General features: G+C 67.3%; 15 protein-coding genes. 6 read left to right on the forward strand and 9 right to left on the reverse strand.

From position 1 onward, the window contains the following. Positions 1-75 precede the first annotated feature (75 nt). Positions 76-2,073: a M13 family metallopeptidase gene (locus IE157_RS03380; RefSeq protein ID WP_193519091.1), complete on the forward strand. Its 1,998-nt coding sequence runs from the start codon at positions 76-78 to the stop codon at positions 2,071-2,073. 61 nt (positions 2,074-2,134) lie between these two features. Here IE157_RS03380 and IE157_RS03385 read toward each other — a convergent pair whose 3' ends face one another. Continuing rightward, complete coding sequence (locus IE157_RS03385; protein WP_193519092.1) at positions 2,135-2,578, reverse strand: DUF4190 domain-containing protein; 444 nt, start codon at positions 2,576-2,578, stop codon at positions 2,135-2,137. Positions 2,579-2,759: 181 nt separating this feature from the next. On the opposite strand from IE157_RS03385, the gene IE157_RS03390 reads away from it, so the two are divergent. From IE157_RS03390 to IE157_RS03400, 3 genes are all read left to right on the forward strand, one after another. Next, entirely contained in the window at positions 2,760-3,152 is a 393-nt protein-coding gene (locus tag IE157_RS03390; protein ID WP_064846485.1) for a YidH family protein, read from the forward strand. Then, positions 3,149-3,490, forward strand: coding sequence for a DUF202 domain-containing protein (locus IE157_RS03395; protein ID WP_085106814.1), 342 nt, complete (start codon positions 3,149-3,151; stop codon positions 3,488-3,490). The genes IE157_RS03390 and IE157_RS03395 overlap by 4 nt, the downstream gene beginning before the upstream one ends. Positions 3,491-3,617: 127 nt before the next feature. After that, on the forward strand, positions 3,618-5,159 hold the full coding sequence (locus IE157_RS03400; protein WP_449768862.1) for an amino acid permease: 1,542 nt from the start codon (positions 3,618-3,620) through the stop codon (positions 5,157-5,159). Between the two features lie 85 nt (positions 5,160-5,244). Here IE157_RS03400 and IE157_RS03405 read toward each other — a convergent pair whose 3' ends face one another. Continuing rightward, complete coding sequence (locus IE157_RS03405; RefSeq protein ID WP_064846482.1) at positions 5,245-6,534, reverse strand: adenylosuccinate synthase; 1,290 nt, start codon at positions 6,532-6,534, stop codon at positions 5,245-5,247. Positions 6,535-6,817: 283 nt separating this feature from the next. On the opposite strand from IE157_RS03405, the gene IE157_RS03410 reads away from it, so the two are divergent. Further along, complete coding sequence (locus IE157_RS03410) at positions 6,818-10,678, forward strand: S8 family serine peptidase (RefSeq protein ID WP_193519093.1); 3,861 nt, start codon at positions 6,818-6,820, stop codon at positions 10,676-10,678. A gap of 115 nt (positions 10,679-10,793) precedes the next feature. Here the strand turns inward: IE157_RS03410 and IE157_RS03415 are convergent, their stop codons facing one another. Continuing rightward, the gene (locus IE157_RS03415) at positions 10,794-11,972 is read right to left on the reverse strand and encodes a polysaccharide pyruvyl transferase family protein (protein ID WP_193519094.1); all 1,179 of its coding nucleotides are present in this window, start codon (positions 11,970-11,972) and stop codon (positions 10,794-10,796) included. A gap of 206 nt (positions 11,973-12,178) precedes the next feature. On the opposite strand from IE157_RS03415, the gene IE157_RS03420 reads away from it, so the two are divergent. Then, positions 12,179-13,672: an amino acid permease gene (locus IE157_RS03420; RefSeq protein WP_318281284.1), complete on the forward strand. Its 1,494-nt coding sequence runs from the start codon at positions 12,179-12,181 to the stop codon at positions 13,670-13,672. 29 nt (positions 13,673-13,701) lie between these two features. Here the strand turns inward: IE157_RS03420 and ald are convergent, their stop codons facing one another. From ald to IE157_RS03450, 6 genes are all read right to left on the reverse strand, one after another. Beyond that, entirely contained in the window at positions 13,702-14,790 is a 1,089-nt protein-coding gene (gene ald, locus IE157_RS03425) for an alanine dehydrogenase (protein ID WP_085106809.1), read from the reverse strand. A gap of 188 nt (positions 14,791-14,978) precedes the next feature. Continuing rightward, a complete protein-coding gene (locus IE157_RS03430; protein ID WP_064846478.1) occupies positions 14,979-15,401 on the reverse strand; it encodes a DUF3151 domain-containing protein in 423 nt (140 codons plus the stop codon). A gap of 111 nt (positions 15,402-15,512) precedes the next feature. Continuing rightward, positions 15,513-17,147: an AbgT family transporter gene (locus tag IE157_RS03435; protein WP_193519095.1), complete on the reverse strand. Its 1,635-nt coding sequence runs from the start codon at positions 17,145-17,147 to the stop codon at positions 15,513-15,515. A gap of 59 nt (positions 17,148-17,206) precedes the next feature. Next, entirely contained in the window at positions 17,207-18,601 is a 1,395-nt protein-coding gene (locus IE157_RS03440; RefSeq protein ID WP_193519096.1) for an amidohydrolase, read from the reverse strand. A 120-nt stretch (positions 18,602-18,721) separates the two neighbouring features. After that, entirely contained in the window at positions 18,722-19,744 is a 1,023-nt protein-coding gene (fbaA, locus tag IE157_RS03445; protein WP_064846477.1) for a class II fructose-bisphosphate aldolase, read from the reverse strand. Positions 19,745-19,967: 223 nt separating this feature from the next. Next, a complete protein-coding gene (locus tag IE157_RS03450) occupies positions 19,968-21,341 on the reverse strand; it encodes a lipase family protein (protein WP_318281285.1) in 1,374 nt (457 codons plus the stop codon). Positions 21,342-21,360 lie beyond the last annotated feature (19 nt).

Genomic DNA, 21,360 nt, shown 5'->3' on the forward strand with positions numbered 1-21,360 from the left:
GTACGGTTCTGCCCTGCGGGAACAGGCCGAGCCCCGGTGTGACCCGCTCCACCGCCGCTCAGTACCGTGGGGCTCATGACCACTTCCGTGTTTGACCTCGATGCCTTCGACCGCTCGGTCCGCCCGCAGGACGACCTCTTCCGCCACGTCAACGGTTCATGGCTGAAGGAGGCCCGGATCCCGGACGACAAGGCCAGCACCGGGGCGTTCATCGAACTGCGGGATCAGGCCGAGCAGGCGGTGCGCGAGATCATCACGGGCGCAAGCGCGGAGGGCGGCGCCGCGGCGTCGAACCCGGCGGAGCAGAGCGCCGAGACCAAGATCGCGCTGCTGTACGCGTCCTTCATGGACACGGACCGGATCGAGGAGCTGGCCACCGAGCCGCTGCGCGAGGACCTGGACGCCGTGGCCGCGATCGACTCCCCGCGTGCGCTGTCCAAGTGGTTCGGTACGGCCATGCGCCGGGGGATCGGGGCGGCGCTGGACATCGACCTGGACTCGGACCCCGGGGACCCGCAGCGCAACCTCGTGTTCGTGGGCCAGTCCGGGTTGGGACTGCCGGACGAGGAGTACTACCGCGAGGAGCAGTACGCCGAGATCCGCGAGAAGTACGTGGCGCACGTGGCGAAGATGCTCGAACTGGCCGGATTCGAGGACGCCGCCGAACAGGCGCAGGCGGTCATGGAGCTGGAGACGCGCATCGCCGCGCAGCATTGGGACAAGGTCACGGTGCGGGACCTCACCAAGATGTACAACCCCATGGGGTTCGCGGAACTCACGGACCAGGTGTCCCGCCTGGATTGGGACGCCGTGCTCGAGGGCATGGGGCTCACCCCGGAGCACCTGAGCACCGTGATCAACGCCCAGCCCAGCTTCTTCACGGGCCTGGACGAGCTGCTCACCGACGATCTGCTGGACGCGTGGAAGTCCTGGGCCCGCTGGCACGTGGTCTCCGCCCGCGCTGCGTACCTGCCGCAGGCCTTCGTGGACCAGAACTTCTCGTTCTACGGGACCGTGCTCTCCGGGACGCCGCAGTTGCGCGAACGCTGGAAGCGCGGCGTCGGGCTGGTCAACGGCGCCTTGGGTGAGGCCGTGGGCGAACTGTACGTCGCCGAGAACTTCTCGCCGTCTGCCAAGGCGCGCATGGACGAGCTCGTGGCGAACCTGCTGGAGGCGTACCGCGACTCGATCGAGCACCTGGACTGGATGACGGAAGACACCCGGGCCGAGGCGCTCAAGAAGCTCTCCGGATTCACTCCCAAGATCGGCTACCCGGAGAAGTGGAAGGACTACTCGGGCCTGCTGGTGCGCGGGGACGACCTGGTAGGCAACGTAGTGCGCACCGCCCAGTTCGCTGTGGACGAGCTCGCGCGCAAGGCCGGCAAGCCGGTGGAGAAGCACGAGTGGCTCATGACCCCGCAGACGGTCAACGCGTACTACCACCCGCTGCGCAACGAGATCGTGTTCCCCGCGGCCATCCTGCAGCCCCCCTTCTTCAACGAGGACGCGGACGACGCCGTGAACTACGGGGCCATCGGCTCGGTGATCGGTCACGAGATCGGTCACGGCTTCGACGACAAGGGTTCCACGTGCGACGGCGAGGGCAAGCTGCGCAACTGGTGGACGGACGAGGACCGCGCGGCGTTCGAGCAGCGCACGGCCCGTCTCGTGGGCCAGTACGCGGCGCTGTCCCCCGCGCAGTTCGCGGACGACGACGCCGCTCCGCACGTCAACGGCGAACTCACCCTGGGTGAGAACATCGGAGACCTGGGCGGCTTGTCCATTGCCTACAAGGCATGGAAGACCGCGCAGGAGAAGAAGGACCGTCCGGACAGCGAGAGCGTCGACGGGTACACCCCCGCGCAGCGGCTGTTCATCTCCTGGGCCTACGTGTGGCAGGAGAAGTCCCGGGACGAGGCGCTAAAGACACGCATCGCCACGGATCCGCACTCCCCCGCCGAGTTCCGTGCCGGCCAGACCCCGCGCAACGTGGACGCGTTCTACGAGGCGTTCGACGTCCAGGACTCGGACGGCATGTGGCTGCCGGAGGAGGAACGCGTGGCCATCTGGTAGCGCCCCTCGAGCTACGTGGACAGGAGCCCCGCCGGTCGGACCGGCGGGGCTCCTGCGCGTCTCAGACGCTCGAGCGGGATTGCTGCATGAACTCGTTCATCGCGAATCCCCAGATCGCGAAGAAGAACACGAACCACAGCACCATCAGGATCAGCAGCACCACACCGACCCAGCCCAGGACCTTGCCCGCGGTCGCCCTGCCGCCGAGTTTCTCAGCCTTCGTGGCCTGCCACAGGGCGAACGGTGCGAGGATCGGCAGGACGGTGACCCCCAGGATGCCCAGCACGAGTGACGTCTCCGAGCTGGAGCTCGCCTGCTGTTGCCGCTGGGCGTCCTCCGGTCCGGCGGGGACGTAGTGCCACTGTCCTGCGGGCTGCGCGTAGGGACGGTGGGTATCGGCCGACACGGACAGGGGCTGCGTGTCGCGATGGTACTCGGTTCCCGGGTACCGGGTTCCTTCCTCGTGGGGCGAGGCGCCACTGCCCGGGTGGTTGCTCGTGCTCATGACCTGTTCTCCCTACGCCAGTGGTCTGCGAGTGCGACCATCTTCTCGTGCGCGGCACGAGCGGACAAGGGTGCCCCCCCCGCCCACGACGCCGCTTCCGGCCCCCGAGCGCATACCATCACCTCAGGATCCTGCTTCTGCACCGAGAGGCGCGTACGGAGAGCCCAGACGAAGGAGAACCGTGAGCCACCCCGAAGACCCGGCCGAGCGGCGTCGTGGATCGATCAGCCACCGTGTCCTGCGCGGCGGGACGGAACCGGACCCCCGCTTCACGCTGGCAAACGAACGCACGTTCCTCGCCTGGATCCGCACGTCCCTGGCCTTTTTGGCCGGGGGCATCGCCATCGAGGCGTTCACCGGGGACATCTTCGACATCGCGGTGCGCAAGTTCCTGGCCCTGGTCCTGCTGGTGCTGGGTATGTTCCTCAGTGCCGGAGCCGCACTGCGGTGGCTGCGCGTGGAACGTTCCATGCGGCACAAGGCTCCCCTGCCCCTGCCGCTGATCGTCCCGCTCGTGGCGGTAGGGGGCGCGATCGCCTCCGGGGTGCTCGTGGTCGTGGTGCTGACCCGATGAGTTCCATCACCCCGCCGGGCGTGCGCACGCACGAAGATCCGGGACTGCAACCCGAGCGCACCGTGCTGTCCTGGGGCCGGACCATGCTGGCACTGTGCACCGCCGCAGCGATCTACCTGAAGTGGCTCCCGGCCCACGGCGCGTTCGTGCTCTCGTTGTTCACCGTGGCGTTGTGCCTCTCCGGAGGGATCTATGCCACACAACGCATGCGTTATCGGCGAGAATCCGTGGGAATCGCCGGGGAGCGGATCACGCCGGACCTGGTGGCCGTGGTCGTGACCTCCGGGACGTGTCTGGTGCTGGGCGTCCTGGGAATCATCACGGTGATCGTCTTCTGAGAATTTGTGGCCACTTCGGTGGACCCTTGCGTGGGGATCCCCACGTGTGCTGCGATGCCGCGCATAATGTCCCTCAGCCGCCGCGATCCGCTGCGGCGCCGGACCATCACAACTACGGGAGAACCCTGTGTCTTCATCTTCGTCCGGTGGGGGAAACATCTCGACGGCGGCCACGCCGCCCGATCCACACGCATCCCACCGCCCCGATCCACGGCCCACCGGCCAGGACGTCGCGCCCGACGGCTCGCTGCGCCGCACCCTCAAGTCGCGTCACCTGACCATGATCGCGATGGGCGGTGCGATCGGCACCGGTCTGTTCGTGGCCTCCGGCAACTCCATCAACACCGCGGGTCCCGGCGGGGCGCTCGTCGCCTACGCTGCGATCGGGTTCATGGTGTTCCTGCTCATGCAGTCCCTGGGCGAGATGGCCACGCACCTGCCCGTGGCGGGCTCGTTCGAGGAGTACTCCACCCGCTACATCAGCCGCTCCTTCGGCTTCGCGATCGGGTGGAACTACTGGTACAACTGGGCGATCACCGTGGCCGCGGAACTCGTGGCGGCCGCGCTGGTGATGCGCTACTGGTTCCCGGACGTCCCCGCGTGGATCTGGTCCGCGCTGTTCCTGGTGATCCTCTTCTCCCTCAACGCCCTCAGCGCTCGCGCGTACGGCGAGAGTGAGTTCTGGTTCTCCCTGGTCAAGGTGATCACCGTGGTGATCTTCCTGGTCCTGGGTGTCCTGATGATCCTGGGCATCCTGGGCGGCCCGTCCCCCGGGTTCCACAACTGGACCGCCGGCGAGGCGCCCTTCGTCAACGGCTTCACCGGCATCATGGCCATCTTCATGGTCGCGGGGTTCTCCTTCCAGGGCACCGAGCTCGTGGGTGTCGCGGCCGGCGAGGCCGACAACCCCCGCGAGACCGTTCCCAAGGCCATCCGCACGGTCTTCCTGCGCATCCTGCTCTTCTACATCGGCGCGATCGCCGTGATCGGTTTCCTGATCCCCTACACCGATCCCCACCTGCTCGCGAGCGATGTGGAGGACGTCTCCATCTCCCCGTTCACCCTGGTGTTCGAGCACGCCGGTGTCTTGGCCGCGGCGAGCGTGATGAACGCCGTGATCCTCACCGCCATCCTCTCCGCGGGCAACTCGGGCCTGTATGCCTCCACCCGTATGCTCTACGCGCTCGCGAAGAGCGGGAAGGCTCCCCGGTTCCTGGCCCGGGTCAACCGCCGCGGTGTCCCGATGCTCGCACTGCTGGCCACCACGCTGATCGGCATGTTCTGCTTCCTGACCACCCTGATCGGTGAGGGTCAGGCGTACGTGTGGCTCATCAACGCCTCCGGCCTGGCCGGTTTCATCGTGTGGATGGGGATCGCGTGGAGCCACTACCGGTTCCGCAGGGCCTACGTCCTGCAGGGCGGGGATCCCAAGAACCTCACCTACCGTGCCCGGTTCTTCCCCATCGGCCCCGTGGTCGCGCTCATCATGTGTGCCGTGGTGATCCTGGGTCAGGGCTACAGCCTGATCACGTCCGGGGAGGTCAACGCCCTCGGCCTGCTGTCCTCGTACCTGGGCCTGCCCGTGTTCCTGGCCCTGTGGCTCGGGCACAAGGCCGTGACCAAGGACAAGCCCGTGGACCTGCTCACCGCAGACGTCTCGCAGCACTGATCCGACCGTGCCCCACGGATGACATGACGACGCCGCTCCAAGGCTTGGAGCGGCGTCGTCGTGTCCGCGGGTGGGAATCGGGGCGTCAGTCCGCGATCAGGTCCCGCATCACGATGGTGTCGTCCCGATCCGGGCCCACACCGATCGCGGAGATCCGGCACCCGGACATCTTCTCCAACGCCTCGACGTACGCGCGGGCGTTGGCGGGGAGGTCCCCCAGGGTGCGGGCCCCGGTGATGTCCTCGGTCCAGCCCGGGAAGTTCTCGTACACGGGCTGGGCGTGGTGGAAGTCGGACTGGGTCATGGGCATCTCGTCGAAGCGCTGACCGTCCACCTCGTAGGCCACGCACACCGGGATCTCACGCAGCCCGGTGAGCACGTCCAGCTTGGTGATGAACAAGTCCGTGAAGCCGTTGATCCGCGCGGCCTGGCGGGCCATGACGGCGTCGTACCAGCCGGTGCGGCGCGGCCGGCCCGTGTTGACGCCAAACTCGCCGCCGGTCTTGCGCAGCTGCTCGCCCATCTCGTCGAAGAGCTCGGTGGGGAACGGACCGGCGCCCACGCGCGTGGTGTACGCCTTCTGGATGCCGATCACCCGGGTGATGCGCGTGGGGCCCACACCCGAGCCCACGGACGCGCCGCCCGCGGTGGGGTTCGACGACGTCACGAACGGGTAGGTGCCGTGGTCCACGTCCAGGAACGTGGCCTGGCCGCCCTCCATGAGCACCACTTCGTCGCGGTCCAGGGCCTCGTTGAGCACTCGCGTGGAGTCCACGATCATGGGCGCGAGGCGCTCGGCGAAGCCCAGGAAGTACTCCGCGATCTCATCCACCTCGAACGCGCGGCGGTTGTAGAGCTTGACGAGCAGCTCGTTCTTCTGGCGTAGCGCGCCCTCGATCTTCTGCCGCAGGATGGACTCGTCCAGCACGTCCTGCACGCGGATGCCCAGGCGGCCCACCTTGTCCATGTACGTGGGACCGATCCCGCGGCCCGTGGTACCGATCGCGCGCTTGCCCAGGAACCGCTCGGTGACCTGGTCCAGCGTCTGGTGGTACGGGGCCACGAGGTGCGCATTGGCGGAGATCCGCAGGTGGGACGTGTCCGCGCCGCGGGCCTCGAGGCCATCGATCTCCTCGAACAGGGCCTGGGGGTTGATCACCACGCCGTTGCCGATCACAGAGGTGGCGTTGGGGCTGAGGATGCCCGCGGGAAGGAGCTTGAGCTCGAACTTCTCACCACCCACCACCACGGTGTGCCCGGCGTTGTTGCCGCCGTTGGGCTTGACCACGTAGTCCACCCGGCCACCCAGGAGATCCGTGGCCTTGCCCTTGCCCTCATCGCCCCACTGGGCTCCGACGATCACGATTGCTGGCATAGCTGGCTACTCCTGCCCGGGCTTGCACCCATTCGGCACGACAACGGTTGAGGAGTACGCGCGGGGCACGTACCAACCAATTCTAACGGTGACGCCCACCACCGCCGCCCTCGTCCGCCTACCCCGGTCACGGCGCGAATCCGGCGTCCGACACGCCACGGACATCGCGACTGGTGAGAGCACAGAATATTTTGATGAAACCTTTACTTTTCGGTAGGTCGCACGCAGGCTTGGGTCATTGCGATGCACCTCACGACATCCCCCGAATGTCAAAGGACGAGACATGAACCACGAGACAAGGGCTGGTCGTGGCAGAGCCGCCAAGGCCTGCCTCACGACCGCCCTGGGCCTGGCACTGGCCCTGGGCACGGCGCTGCCGGCGAGCGCCGTCGACATCACCCCGGCGCCCAAGACGGACGACCACAACACCCAGAACCCCGACCGGCTGATCGGCTCGGACCTCAAGGATGCCGAGGGCCAGGTGGCGGTCTTCGTGCAGCTGCAGGGACCGAGTGCCTTCGAGGCCACGCAACCCGAGGGCGTGCGCTCCGGGAGCCAGGACCCGGTCCAGGCCGCCGCGCGGGTGCGGGCCATCCGCCAGTCGGTGGAGAGCATGGGTTCCACCCTGGCCTCCGCCTCCGGGTCCGACCTGCTGTACACCACATCCAACGCCCTGCGCGGAGTCGCCCTCAAGGGAGATGCCGCGCAGTTGCGTGAGCTGAGCAAGCGCTCCGACGTGGTTAAGATCTCCAAGATCGTCCCCGCCTACCGCAACAACGCGGGTTCCGTGCTGGACACCAACACCCTCAACGCCTGGACCCAAACCGGCCAGACCGGTAAGGGCGTCAAGGTCGCCATCATCGACTCGGGCATCGACTACACCCACGCCGACTTCGGTGGTCCGGGCACCGTCGACGCCTACAAGAAGGCCAAGGCCTCGAACGACCTGCCGGGCAAGGACTCGGGTCTGTACGACTCCAAGAAGTTCCTCGGCGGGTACGACCTCGCGGGCGACGCCTACGACGCCCAGATTCCCACCAGCGTCCCGAGGCCAGACAACAACCCGCTGGACTGCGAGGCCGGCGGCCACGGAACGCACGTGGCGGGCACCACCGCGGGCTACGGCGTGGGCGCGGACGGCAAGACCTACAAGGGCGATTTCACCAAGCTGACGCAGGAGCAGATCGGCAAGATGCGGATCGGCCCGGGCACCGCGCCCGAGGCGCAACTGATCGGGCTGCGCGTCTTCGGCTGTGAGGGTTCCACCAACCTCGTCCTCGACGCCCTGGACCGTTCCCTGGACCCCAACATGGACGGGGACTTCTCGGACAAGGCGGACATCATCAACATGTCCCTCGGGTCCGACTTCGGCCCGGCCGACGACCCCCAGAACGACCTGATCGACGCGCTGTCCCGCCAGGGCATCCTCTCGGTCATCGCCGCGGGCAACGCCGGGGACGCCCACGAGATCTCCGGCTCCCCGGGCAGCGCGCGTTCCGCATTGACCGTGGCCAACTCCCAGGGCAGCACCGCCGCGCAGGACAAGGCCGAGGGCCTCTCGCCTGACAGCGCCCAGGGTGAACTGACCGGCTCCTACAGCGGGAGCTTCAACTACAGCGATGCCAAGCCCGAACAGCTCCAGGGCGACGTCGTGGTCGGCCCGCAGGACAACCGTTTCGGCTGCACTCCCTTCTCGCAGGACTTCGGCGGCAAGTGGGTCATGCTCGACTGGGAGGACAAGGCCGGCTTCCCGTGCGGCTCCAAGGTCCGCTTCGACAACGTCCAGGCCGCCGGCGGCAAGGGCGTGGTCCTGGAGTCCGACTACTCGGTGGATCCCACGAGCATCGCGGGCAACGCCGGCGTCCCGGGTCTGCTGATGAGCAAGGAATCCATCGCCAAGATCAAGCCGGCCGCCCAGGCCGGCGGGGCCCGGGTCAAGCTAGCCCCGGAGTGGATCGGTGCCGCCAGGGCGCAGACCGGCCAGAAGGACCAGGTCAACGATTCGACCTCCCGCGGTCAGCACGGCAGCAACGGGGTCATCAAGCCCGACGTCGCCGCACCCGGCACCAACATCGGTTCCGCCGGTGTGGCCGCGGGCAACGGCGTGTCGGTCAAGACCGGCACCTCCATGGCCACCCCGCACGTGGCCGGGATCGCCGCCCTGGTGCAGCAGAAACACCAGAACTACAACCCCCAGATGATCAAGGCCGCCATCATGAACTCGGCTGTGCACGACGTGCACGCCGCGAACGGGGCCACCTCCGCGGTGGACCGCGTGGGTTCGGGTCGTGTGGACGCACTGCGCGCCGTGAACCAGGACGTGCTGGTCTACGACAAGGCCAATCCGGCCCTGATCTCCTCGACCTTCGGGGTCACCGAGATCAAGAACGGCAAGGAGACCTTCTCCCGTGAGCTGGTCGTGGACAACACCAGCGGCGCGGCGCACACGTACCAGGTGCGCTTCGACGCTTCCACCGACGTCCCGGGCGTGAGCTTCTCCACGCCGGGCTCGGTCAGTGTGGCCAAGGGCGGCAAGGCCACCGTCAAGGTGACCGCCACCGTGGATCGCGCGCAGCTGGCCAAGACCCACGACCCCTCCGAGGCCGTGACCCAGCTGGGCTTCGCCCGTCAGTTCCTGGCCTCCGAATCCGGCCGCCTGGTCCTGACGGAGAACGGCCAGGACCTGCGCGTCCCCATGTCGATCGCCCCGAAGCCGGCGGCCGACATGCGGGTGGACAACGCCACGCTGGACCGGTGGGACAAGAACGGCACGAGCGCCGTCGCCCTCGCCGGCACCGGCCTGGACCAGGGCGGCTGGCAGTCGGCCCTGGGGGCCTTCGAGCTGGGCGCCAAGTCGGGCCGCCTGGATTCCACCAAGCTGGCCGGCGGCAACTCCCAGTTCGCCGATCTGCAGTACGTGGGCGCTTCCTCGAACCTCCCGCAGCTGAAGGCCGAGAAGAAGGACGTGAGCAAGGACGGCATGATCAACTTCGGTGTCTCCAGCTGGGGCAACGCGAGCACGATCAAGCCGGACGTCTCCACGGAGATCGCGATAGACACCACCGGCAATGGTCGCCCCGACTACATCGCGGCCCTGGGCCGGACGGATGGTCTGGACTACCCGGTGGTGAACCTGTACGGCTACGTCAACGGTGAGCTCACGGTGATCGACAGCCAGCCGCTGAACGGTTCCTGGGGTGACGTGGACACCAACACGTTCGACACCAACGCCATGGTGATGCCGGTCAGCGCCGCGAAGCTGGGTATCGATCCCACCAAGACCGACACCAAGCTGACCTACCAGGTGACCACCTTTTCCGGGAGCATCGACGGCCCCGTGGACCGCACGGGCGTGATCGAGTACAGCCCGGCCACCCCGAAGATCTCCTTCCGCGGGGAACAGATCAACACGTCGCTGTTCACCGACCTGCCCGGTAAGAAGCTGACCGCGCACCGCGGTTCGGAGAGCGCCAAGGGCGAGGCCCTGTTCCTGCACCTGCACAACGCCGCCGGGGACCTCTCCGGTATCCGCGCGGGTCAGGACGGCGCCAAGGCCGAGGTCAAGACCTTCCAGTCCGCGGCGAAGGCCCCCGAGACCCAGAACCCGATGTTCAAGGACGTTCCCAAGAACCACGTGTTCTACTCGGAGATCTCCTGGCTGGCCAACAAGGGCATCACCCGCGGTTGGCCGGACGGGACGTTCCGCCCCGCCCAGGCCGTGAACCGTGACCAGATGGCCGCGTTCCTCTACCGGATGGCCGGCTCGCCCCAGTACACCCCTCCCACCAAGTCCCCCTTCAAGGACGTGCCCACCAGCCACGTCTTCTACAAGGAGATCGCCTGGATGAGCGAGCAGGGCATCACCAAGGGGTGGCCGGACGGGACCTTCCGCCCCACCCAGCAGATCAACCGCGACCAGATGGCCGCGTTCTTTTACCGGATGGCGGGATCCCCGGCGTACACCGCTCCGAAGGCCTCCCCCTTCAAGGACGTGCCCACCAACCGCGTCTTCTACAAGGAGATCGCCTGGATGAACGGGCAGAACATCGCCCGTGGTTGGTCGGACGGGACCTTCCGCCCCTACGAGCCCGTGAGGCGCGATCAGATGGCGGCGTTCCTCTTCCGCTACGACCAGCAGAAGTAGTCGCTCCCAGCGGGGTTCACCACATCGGTTGATCCTCCGCAACGGCGAGGGCCCCGTGGCAGCCACAGTGTGGGTGTCACGGGGCCCTCGCCGTGTCCGGGTCAGGCCTTTTGCCCTACCGGCCGTAGAGCTGCTTCGCCTCGTCCCGCTTGGCACGCACCGCCTCGGCGAAGCCCGCGGGCGCCGTCAGTTCTTCCAGGGCCACAGGCTCCGAGGTCTGCCCGGCATGGACCAGCGACCAGTTGGAGCCGACCTCGATCACGGACTGGTGCTTGACGTCGTAGTACCCGGGTTTGCCGCTGAGCGCGACACCCCTGGCCCCGTGCAGCGCCGCGACCAGGTGGTGGTGGAAACGGGTGGTCAGCCACACCTGGTGCGGCCCGAACGTGAAATCCCCGTCCCATGCGGCCTGGAACGGGATGAACCCGTCCGGGGCCACGAGATCCCGCAGCCGGTCGAAGCCCTCATGATCGTCCCCGGGGATGGCCTCGAGGTAGCGCACGGATTCCCGGGGTAGGTCCCACCGCCGCAATTGCGCCCCGGCGAAGTCCAGCATCCGTTCGAAGGACCCCTCCGCCAGGGTGTCCGACTGCACGCACACCACCACCTCGCTCGGGGCGTCCGTACCTTCGGTGCGAGCGGACGACCCATCCCCCTTGTGCCCGGCCAGGAGCCCGAGGGCCCGTGCGTGGCGGGCGTCCTCCGCGAGGAGGAAAGCGTCGTCGAACCCCATGGGCACTCCGGCGGCCTGGGCGCTGGGGCGGTCTCGCACGCTGAGGTGGTCCAGGTCCGTGAGCGGGTCCCCCGCGAAGGGCATCAGCCCCTGACCCGTGGCGAACAACCGCGCTCCCGAGACCTCCCGGACCGCGCGCATCGCCTCGACGATGTGCAGGTTCGCGGCCCAGTCCCGGTGCAGCACCCCGCCGCCCAGCAGGTGCACGGTGCTCGCTTCGCGCAGGGCGAGCAATCCCGCGTCGTACTTCGGGGACCCCAGATCCTCGATCAGGCTGCGCATCGAGCGCCCCGAGCCGTGTTCCACGTCGTGCAGAGCGCGGAAGACCGTATTGACCACATGCAGTCGTGGATGGATGCCGCGCAGCAGGGCGGTGACGGTCCCCGGTTCGCGGACGTCCAGCCACACGTCCGTGGTGGGTGCCACCTTGGCCAGGTAGTTGACCCAGGTGGCCGCAATCAGCTCGTCCCCGAAATTCGGGTAGCCCGCCCACGAGATCAGGTAGATCGGGGGCTTGCGAGCGGGAGGGACCCGTCGATGGTCCTTCAGAAGATTGCGCATGGATGCAGGGTACCCACAGGTCGATCCCAGGATTTAGGGGTTGCACGGTGTCCCCATCGGCGGGGCCGTTGTCGGCTCGGCGAATCACCGCGCCGAACACATCGGCCGCGGCAGCCCCAGAGTAGCCCCATCCGGTCCCGTCTGCCGCGCGCAGGATGACGGACGGCCACCACCGGTGCCCGTGCGGACGGGTAATGTTCTCTCCCATGAATGCACCCCGCCCACCCCATGACGGTCCCACCGGCGCACGCGGTTCGGCCAGCGTGATCCACGGGGGATCCCGCGAGCACTCGCCGCACGCGCCGTCGCAACCGCCACAGGGGAGTTACCTCAAGCCACGCCACCTGGTGATGATGGCGCTCGGCTCGGCCATCGGCACCGGCCTGTTCGTGGGGACGGGCGCGGCGATCCAGACCGCCGGGCCCGCCGTATTGATTTCCTACCTCGTGGCGTGTCTGCTGCTCGTGCTCGTGATGCGCGCGCTGGGCGAGATGGCCGCCGCGGATCCGTCCTCCGGCGCGTTCTCGACCTACGCGGGCAAGGCCATGGGACCCACGATCGGTCGCGCCCTCGGGTGGTTGTGGTGGGCCCAGATCGTGGTGGTCGTGGCCGCGGAGGCCACCGCCGCCGCGCAGCTCGTGACCGAGATGTGGCCCTCGCTGCCCCAATGGTTGTGGGCGTTGATCTTCATGGCCGTGTTCACGGTCATCAACCTGGTGCGCGTGGGCACGTTGGGTGAGACGGAGTTTTGGTTCGCGCTGCTCAAGGTCGCCGCGGTCGTGGCGTTCCTGGTCGTGGGTGTGCTGTTGCTGATCGGTGTGCTGCCCGCTCCGAGCCCGGGGCTGTCCAACCTCACGGAGCACGGCGGGTTCATGCCCAACGGCATCACGGGGGTTGCGGCCGCACTGCTGGTGGTCGTCTTCGCGTTCGGCGGCACCGAGCTCGTGACTATCGCCGCCGCCGAGACGGAGGACCCGCAGACCAACGTGGCCCGCGCGATCCGCACCATCCTGATCCGCATCCTGATCTTCTACGTGGGCTCCGTGACCGTCATGGTGCTGGTGCTGCCGTGGAACAATGAGGGCCTCTCCTCCAGCCCGTTCGTCGCGGTCCTCACGGAGGTGGGGATCCCCGGTGCGAACGTCCTGATGAACATCGTCATCATCCTGGCGCTGCTGTCCGCGCTCAACGCGAACGTGTATGGCAGTTCGCGCATGCTCTACTCCCTCGCGCGCCGGGGATCCGCACCGCGTGGGCTCGCGGCCACCTCCTCGCGCGGGGTTCCCCGCCTCGCCGTCACGATCTCGGTGCTCTTCGGCTTCATCGCCGTGGTGCTCAACTACCTGTGGCCCGAGACGGTGCTCAACGTCATGCTCAACGTGATTGGCTCCACGTGCCTGGTGGTCTGGGCCCTGGCGCTGATCTCCCAGATCATCCTGCGCAAGCGCGCCGACCGCGCCGGGGTGTCCTCGCCGCTGAAGATGTGGGCCTTCCCGTGGCTGTCCTACTTCGCCCTGGCCCTGTTGGCCGCGATCATCATCCTGGGCCTCCTGGACACCGCCGTGCGGTTCCAGCTCATCGCCACGTTCATCCTGGTGTGCCTGATCGCGCTCGCGTGCAAGGTCTTCACGAGTTCACGCGTCCGCCCCGAGGAAACCTCCTCCGCCGGCGAGGCCGACGACGTCGTACCCCGGTTCTGACCCGGCTCCAGGGCGCGCCGTCGGCGTCCTCAGCTCGCCGCGGGTAGGTCGGGGAAGGCCGCGGCCACGCCCGGTGAGTGCAGTTGCCCGGCACGGGTCGAGAGCCCGGCGGCCAGAGCGGCGTCGTTCTCCAGGGCGGAGTCCACACCGCGCGCCAACGCCATGACGTACGGGGACGTCGCGTGCGTGAGCGACTGGGTGGCCGTGACGGGCACGGCGCCGGGCAGGTTCGCCACGCAGTAGTGGCGAATGCCGTCCACGGCATAGACCGGGTCGTCGTACGTGGTGGGCCGGGTGGTCTCGAAGCACCCGCCCTGGTCCACGGCCACGTCCACGAGCAGCGCATGGGGCTTCACGATCGACAGGTGCTCCCGGCGCACGAGCTTGGGGGCGGAGGCGCCCGGGACCAGGACGGAACCCACGACCACGTCCGCGCGCGGCAGTTCCTCATCCAGGCGGTGGGTGTCGCTCATCAGGACCCGGGCGTGGGGGAACAGCGCGTCCAGTTGTCGCAAGCGATCGCCGTTAGCCTCGAGGATCGTGACGTCCGCGCCGGCCCCCACCGCTGCGCGGGCCGCGTGTTCACCCACGGTGCCACCACCGATCACCAGCACGGTGGCCGGAACAACGCCGGGCACCCGACCCAGGAGGATCCCGGGGCCGCCCGCGTGGTGCTGGAGGTGGTGTGCGGCGTTGGCGATCGCCAGGCGGCCCGCGATCTCGGACATCGGGCGCAACAGGGGCAGCGTGCGTCCCACCCGAACGGTCTCATAGGCGATCCCCGTGGTGCCCCTGTCCAGCAGTGCTTCCGTCAGCGAACGGCTCGCGGCCAGGTGGAGGTACGTGAACAGCGTGAGGTCCGGGCGCAGGAAGTCGTACTCGGAGGCGATCGGCTCCTTGACCTTCACCAGCAGCTCGGCCTGCGCCCATGCGTCCTCCTGGGACGTGATCCGCGCTCCCGCCGCGCGGTAGGACTCGTCCGAGAAACCCGCGCCCTCCCCCGCGTGCTCCGCGACGAACACCTCGTGGCCTTCGGCAACCAGTGCGGTGACCATGGTGGGGGTGAGGCCCACGCGGGCCTCTTCCGGTTTGATCTCACGGGGTACGGAGATTCTCATGACGGCGCGCTCCTCTCATGGGGCACGCGTACCCGAGGAGGTGTGCTCGGGTCTGACGATGGGCCCCGGCTGTCCTTCCATTGTGCCCCGCGTCACCCGCACCCGCACAGGGGGCCGGGGCGAATATGACCAGGTCGCCCGGTCCGTTCAGGACCGGGCGACCGGTTCATCGTCGCAGCCGGACGGGGTCAGCGGCGAGCGATCTGCTCCGCCGCCTCCGGGTCCGAATCGTGGAGGAACTTCTCGATCCGGGCGGCCTCATCCATCTCGCCGATCTGCGCGGCGGCCTGGCCCAACGCTGCCAGCGCCCGTAGGAACCCGCGGTTGGGTTCGTGGGAGTACGGCACCGCGCCGTGCCCCTTCCATCCATGGCCGCGCAGCGAGTCCAACCCGCGGTGGTAGCCCACCCGGGCGTAGGCGTACCCCTCCAGAGTGCGGCCGTCCGCGAGCGCCTCCTCCGCGAGCATCGCCCACGGCAACTGCTCCTTGGGGAAGGCCGCCGCGAGGTCCTCGGCCACGTCACCCGCGTCGAGGCGGGCCGTCAGCTCGGGGTTCTCGTCCAGATAGGTGGGAGCCGGTTCGTCCAGCAGATTCTTGCCGAGCAGTGCCACGGTGGGTTCCTTTCCACGCCGAGTTCAAGGGTTCGTAGCCACTCTACGCAGCGTGCACGACGCCGCTCCACGCCGTTCGCGCACGACGTCACCGAGCGCCGTCGAAGCGGCTCAGTGCGTAATCATGATGCCCACTCCCGGGCCCAACGGCAGTCCGAGGAAGTAGAAGACCATGAGAATGAGAACCCACACCACCCAGAAGGGGACTACGAACGGAATCATCCTGGCCATCACCGTCCCCAGCCCGGCAGAGGGTTCGTACTTACGGAGCATGGCGAGCAGCACGACCATGTAGGGGTTGAGAGGGGTCATCACCTGCGTCGCCGAGTCACCCACGCGGAACGCGGCCTGGATGAAGGCGGGCTCGAATCCCAGAATGCCGAACATCGGCACGAAGACTGCGGCCATCAGAGTCCACATGGAGGATCCCGAAATGATGAACAGGTTCAGGATCGAACACAGAATGATGAACCCGATGATCACGGGGAAGCCGGTGACACCTGCGTTTTCCAGACCCGATGCGCCGGTGACCGCGATCCAGGAACCGATCCCGGACCAGTTGAACAGCGCGATGAACTGCCCCAGGATGAACGCCAGGACCAGGAAGGACGTCATGTCCTTGAGGGCTGCTCCCATCATCACCGGGACGTCCTTGAATCCCCGAACGGTTCCCGCAATCCGGCCGTAGACGTAACCGCTCACGGAGAAGAACACGAAGATGATGAAGACGATGGACGCCAGCAGCGGTGATTTGGGGAGGAAGTTCCCGTCTTCGTTGCGCCATGGTGAACTCGGCAAGAGTGTGAAGACGGTCAGTGCGACACCGATCAGCACGAACGTCACACATGCCCACAGAAGTGCCTTTTTCTCCCTAGGGGACAATCCGGCCTCGACCTGGGGTTCCCGGGATTCCGCAACGGTTTGCTCGTCCCCCACGACGCGCATGGCGCGGGTGTCGGTCATGAGCTGACCCGTCTCCGGGTTGACCTCGTCCTTGGACACCCCTGCTCGCATGACTCGCGGTTCCACCACCTTGTCGATGACGAACCCCGCCACGCAGGAGAGTACGACCGCCGCGACGATGTTGAAGTAGTAGTTGGACAGCGGGTTGGCCTCGGTGGCGTGATTCGCGAGCGCGGGCACGGTAGGGATCACGGCGTTGGTAATGCCCGCGAACAGGGCATCGAGCGACGTCGGGAAGATATTGGTGGAGTAACCAGCACCGGCCGACGCGAAGCCGCCGAGCAGACCTGCCACCGGGTGACGGCCGGCTGCTTTGAACGCGAGGGCGGCCAGGGGCGGAATCACCACGAACGCAGAATCGGCCATGATCGACCCCACCACGCCCACGAAACCCACGGTGTACGGCAGCAACCAGCGCGGGGCTCCACCGATCGTGAATCGGATGGCTGCGGCCAAGAACCCGGACTTCTCCGCGATCCCGATCGCCAGCAGAATGGTGGCCACGGTGACCAACGGCGGGAACCCGATGTAGTTCTCACCCAGGGTCGTGGTGAACCACGCGAGACCTTCCCCGGTGAACAGACCCTTGATCGCCAGGGGTTCATCCTTCCCCGGTACGTGTACGACCACGTTGCCCCAGGCCATGGCGGTGGACACGACCGCCGTGATGAGGAACAGGATGGTGAACAGGGCGAAGGGCTCGGGCAGCTTGTTGCCCACCCGCTCGATACCGGTGAGGAGTCTGTCTCCCACATTCGATCTCTTGGTCGCGGTGGCGGTCATGTGTACTCCATCGAGGTCAGTGGTCGAAAAATGTCGATGCGTGGCCCGCCGGCTCCGGTTCAGTCGAAATAGCTCTCCACGGCAATGCCGCCCCCGCCGGCGTGGAAGTCATCACGGACGTGTTGAGCCAGTGCATCATCGACCAGATAGTCGAGAGCCACCGCTGCCAGTCCGTAGGCGCCGTCGACACCCGCAGCTTCTGCCTGCGGGGTAGCTGCAGCAGCCGCGAAATCCCGGGTGTGCAGGCCCATGTCCTGGTCCGTGATGCTGATCAACGGGTGAATACCGGGAATCCGATAGCTGACGTTGCCGAAGTCCGTGGACGCAGCCAGCACCTCGGACACCGTGCCCGCCGGGTAAGGATCGCGCCCGCGGCGTCGCTGAGCGAGGACCCACCGATCGGAGAGGGGCGAATTGCCCAGCACGGGAAGGGTGGCGGGGGACGAATCCCAATCGATCTCGACATCCACCCCGGCCATCAGCGCGGCACCCTGGAGAACCTCGGTCACCCGTTGAGACAAGGCCTTCAGGGTCGCAGGGCGCTGGGAACGGACGTACAGCTGCAGGGTGGCGGCCTCGGTGATGATGTTGGGGCGTTCTCCGCCCTCGGGTAGTACGGCATGGATCCGATCGGTGGGCGGGGTCTGCTGTCTCAGCAGGCCCAGCCCCTGGTAGGCGAGCACCGCGGCGTCGAGAGCGTTGCGTCCCATGAACGGGTGCGACGACGCGTGAGCTGCCGCACCGCGATAGTGCACCGTGCACTGACGGCGACCGAGCCACACCTGGTCCACGAGATCCGCGATGTAGGAGTGCACCATGACCGCGGCGTCGATACCCTCCAGTGCACCTGCTCTGGCCATGATCTCTTTGCCACCTTCACCCTCCTCTGCGGGCGTTCCCAGGTAAACCACGCGGCCGGAAAACGCGGAGGGTGTGCCCCGGATGAGCTCGACGAGTGCCACGAACGCACCCAGGCCGGTCACGGCGATCACATTGTGTCCGCAGCCGTGGCCGATACCGGGCAGGGCGTCGTACTCCGACATGATCGCGATGGTGCGGTGACACGCCGGGTCGAAGTCCTCGGAGGTCACCTCAGCGCGAATGGCGGTGTCCAGACCGAAAGCGGGGTTCTCCGCGGGAATGTCATGGTCCGCCAGATGATTGACGATCAGCTTGACCGCACGATGTTCCTGGAATGCCGTTTCGGGGTTCTCATGCAGTTCGTGCAGTACGTGACCGAGGGCCGTGGTCTGGCCCTCGATCGAGGATTCGAGACGCTCATGCAGCTCATCCGCTGCGCCGTCGTGGCTGGCCAAGTGATGTTTCAGCTCGTTCTTACGACGTTCCGTATCCTGCTCGAGCTGTTCGAGGTAGGCCCGGGAGGGCTCGGAATTGACCGTCAGGTGGTGGCGGTCGCGGTCTGGGTTTTCTTCCTGCGAGTGGCTCGTTCCCATACTTGGGGAGCGTAACAAGTGATTCGAATCACCCCGGTGAGCGACCCTGTAGTGTTGCGGCCCGAGACACGACGGTGCCCCGCACCACGGGGTACGGGGCACCGGAGGAGCACGGGGAACCTACTTGATGGAGGTACCCGCGGAACCGAGGTTCTGGCACGCCTCCACCACGCGGGCGGCCATGCCGGTCTCGGCCTCGGCGCCCCACACGCGGGGGTCGTACTTCTTCTTGTTGCCGACCTCGCCGTCGACCTTGAGGACGCCGTCGTAGTTGCTGAACATGAACCCGGCCACGGGGCGCGTGAACGCGTACTGGGTGTCGGTGTCCACGTTCATCTTGATCACGCCGTAGGACACCGCGTCCGCGATCTCCTGCGCGGTGGAACCGGAGCCGCCGTGGAACACGAGGTCGAACGGGCGGTCCTTGCCGATCTTGGCACCCACCTCGTCCTGGATCTGCTTGAGCAGTTCGGGGCGCAGGCGCACGTTGCCGGGCTTGTAGACGCCGTGGACGTTGCCGAAGGTCAGGGCGGTGATGTAGCGCCCCTTCTCGCCGGCGCCGAGCGCCTCGATGGTCTTCATGCCGTCCTCGACGGTCGTGTAGAGTGTGTCGTTGATCTCGCCGACGACGCCGTCCTCCTCGCCGCCCACGGCCCCGATCTCCACCTCGAGGATGATCTTGGCCTTGTGGGTGCGCTCCAGCAGTTCCTGGGCGATCTTGAGGTTCTCGTCCAGATCGATCGCGGAACCGTCCCACATGTGCGACTGGAAGATGGGGTCCTCACCGCGGGCCACGGCCTTCTCCGACTCGGCCAGCAGCGGCAGCACGAAGCCCTCGAGCTTGTCCTGGGGGCAGTGGTCGGTGTGCAGCGCGATGTTGACGTCGTAGTTCTTGGCGACCTCGCGGGCGAACGCCGCCATGGCCAGCGAACCCGTGACCATGTCCTTCACGGAGGAGCCGGACCAGTACGCCGCACCACCGGTGGACGCCTGGATGATGCCGTCCGAACCCGCCTCGGCGAAACCGCGGATCGCGGCGTTGAGGGTCTGGGAGGAGGTCACGTTGATGGCCGGGTAGGCGAAGCCCTTCTCCTTGGCCCGGTCGATCATCTCGGAGTAAACGTCAGGGGTTGCGATGGGCATGAAACACTCCTTCTACTGGGTTCCCGATGCACGGCTGGACCGTGGCCTGAGGCCTGTTTCCAGTCTAGGTGACGGGTCTGCTCGTGACCCGGGACGGCACCGCAAAATTGCGGCCCGATCGGCTCAGAGCCGCGCCGTGGTCACGCCGCCGTGACCACGTGCGGACCCACGGGTGACCTCCTCGGTGGGTGCGCGGCGCCCGGGGGTCGTTGCCCCGTGGCGATCACAGCCGCCAGCATGAGCTGGTCTGCGGGATGCCATTGAACCGTGCGTCCAGGTAGACGAGCATCGAGGGAATGCCTTCCAGGGAGGCACCCACATGGGTGGGCGTAGCGAGCGTCTGCATGGAGACGTTCACCCCGGAGGCGCACCATTTCTGGGCGAGCCGTCGGCCCGACTGGTAGGGCACGACGTCGTCCGCCACGGTGTGGGCGATGCGCACCGGGACACGAGGGTGGCGGCCCGCGGCACCGATGGTCTGCTCCTCCAGGTACGCCTTCAGAGCGGGGTCCCCGAGCAGCTGGGAGAAGGAGCGCCCGTCAGCCGTGAGCTTCTCGGACGGCACCAGGGCGTCGGCGAGGACGGTGCCCACCAGGCAGCTGTCCTGGGCCTTGTCATAGCGCCTCTGCCCTTCAGCATTGAGTCTGTCCCGAACCGCCACCCCGGAGTCCTCGGCCGCCCCCATCACGTAGAAGGACAGGCCGGAGAAGAGAGAGGAGTCGATGTGCTGACCCGTGAGTGTGAGGTCCGCGGGCGGCGCACCCACCCAGGCACTCTTGAGCTGCACCTCCGGGGCGTACTCAGGGGCGCTCTCCGCGGCTGCAGCCGTGGCACCGCCGCCCTGCGAGTATCCCACGGCGGCCACGGGGGTCTTAGCGTCCACTCCCTCCATGCCGAGCTGCTGCGCACCGCGCACGGCATCGAGCACGGCGTGAGCCTGGTCCACACGGTTCATGTAGGTGTGGGCGCCGTCAGTGCCCAGACCGATGTAGTCCGGGGCCACCACGTTGTAGCCAGCATTGATCAGGCCGGCCAGGCTGAGGCCTTCGGAGTTCGTGCCCAAGGCCATCTGACGGGACGGCGCGCACGAGTCGCCCATACCCTGGGTACCCGAGGACAGCACCACGAGCGGCCGTGGGCCGGGCTTGCGCCACGCAGCCTTGGACTGCAGCACGGTGCCCGTGGTGGCCACGGCCTGGTTCTTGCTGTTGGTGGTCCTGTACATGATGCGCGTGGCGGACGCATTGGGCTTGATGAGCTTGACGGGGTCCAGGTAGAACGTGGACGGCTCCGAACGCACCACGCCCCCGTTGGCGGCAGGCAGCTGCGCCGGGGTGCTGTAGAAGTCCGTGTCCGTGGAGCTGCGGAGCTTCTTCAGCGCATCCTCGCGAGCAAGATCATCGCGGGTCAGCCCCTGCTCCTGGAGCTTCTGGTCCTGCTCGCTACGCGGCAGCTCGGAGAAACCGCCATCCGGTGCGGAGCCTGCTGCGCTCTGCGCATTCGCGGGCTGCAGTCCAGCAAGCAGCAGCCCAACGCCCAGGGCGAGGGCACCCGCAGAACGCCGCAAGGACGATGGTCGAGTGGTCGAGGCAGCCATGAGCATGCGAACCTTTCAT

This window comes from Kocuria marina (assembly GCA_014652975.1).
In the GTDB taxonomy this organism is placed as follows: Bacteria; Actinomycetota; Actinomycetes; order Actinomycetales; family Micrococcaceae; genus Kocuria; species Kocuria marina.

Coding starts and splice junctions, on each gene's coding strand:
- ald (WP_085106809.1), bottom strand. CDS start 14,790: ATGAGAATCTCCGTACCCCGTGAGATCAAACCGGAAGAGGCCCGCGTG.
- IE157_RS03395 (WP_085106814.1), top strand. CDS start 3,149: ATGAGTTCCATCACCCCGCCGGGCGTGCGCACGCACGAAGATCCGGGA.
- IE157_RS03385 (WP_193519092.1), bottom strand. CDS start 2,578: ATGAGCACGAGCAACCACCCGGGCAGTGGCGCCTCGCCCCACGAGGAA.
- fbaA (WP_064846477.1), bottom strand. CDS start 19,744: ATGCCCATCGCAACCCCTGACGTTTACTCCGAGATGATCGACCGGGCC.
- IE157_RS03435 (WP_193519095.1), bottom strand. CDS start 17,147: ATGACCGCCACCGCGACCAAGAGATCGAATGTGGGAGACAGACTCCTC.
- IE157_RS03450 (WP_318281285.1), bottom strand. CDS start 21,341: ATGGCTGCCTCGACCACTCGACCATCGTCCTTGCGGCGTTCTGCGGGT.
- IE157_RS03440 (WP_193519096.1), bottom strand. CDS start 18,601: ATGGGAACGAGCCACTCGCAGGAAGAAAACCCAGACCGCGACCGCCAC.
- IE157_RS03410 (WP_193519093.1), top strand. CDS start 6,818: ATGAACCACGAGACAAGGGCTGGTCGTGGCAGAGCCGCCAAGGCCTGC.
- IE157_RS03405 (WP_064846482.1), bottom strand. CDS start 6,534: ATGCCAGCAATCGTGATCGTCGGAGCCCAGTGGGGCGATGAGGGCAAG.
- IE157_RS03420 (WP_318281284.1), top strand. CDS start 12,179: ATGAATGCACCCCGCCCACCCCATGACGGTCCCACCGGCGCACGCGGT.
- IE157_RS03415 (WP_193519094.1), bottom strand. CDS start 11,972: ATGCGCAATCTTCTGAAGGACCATCGACGGGTCCCTCCCGCTCGCAAG.
- IE157_RS03380 (WP_193519091.1), top strand. CDS start 76: ATGACCACTTCCGTGTTTGACCTCGATGCCTTCGACCGCTCGGTCCGC.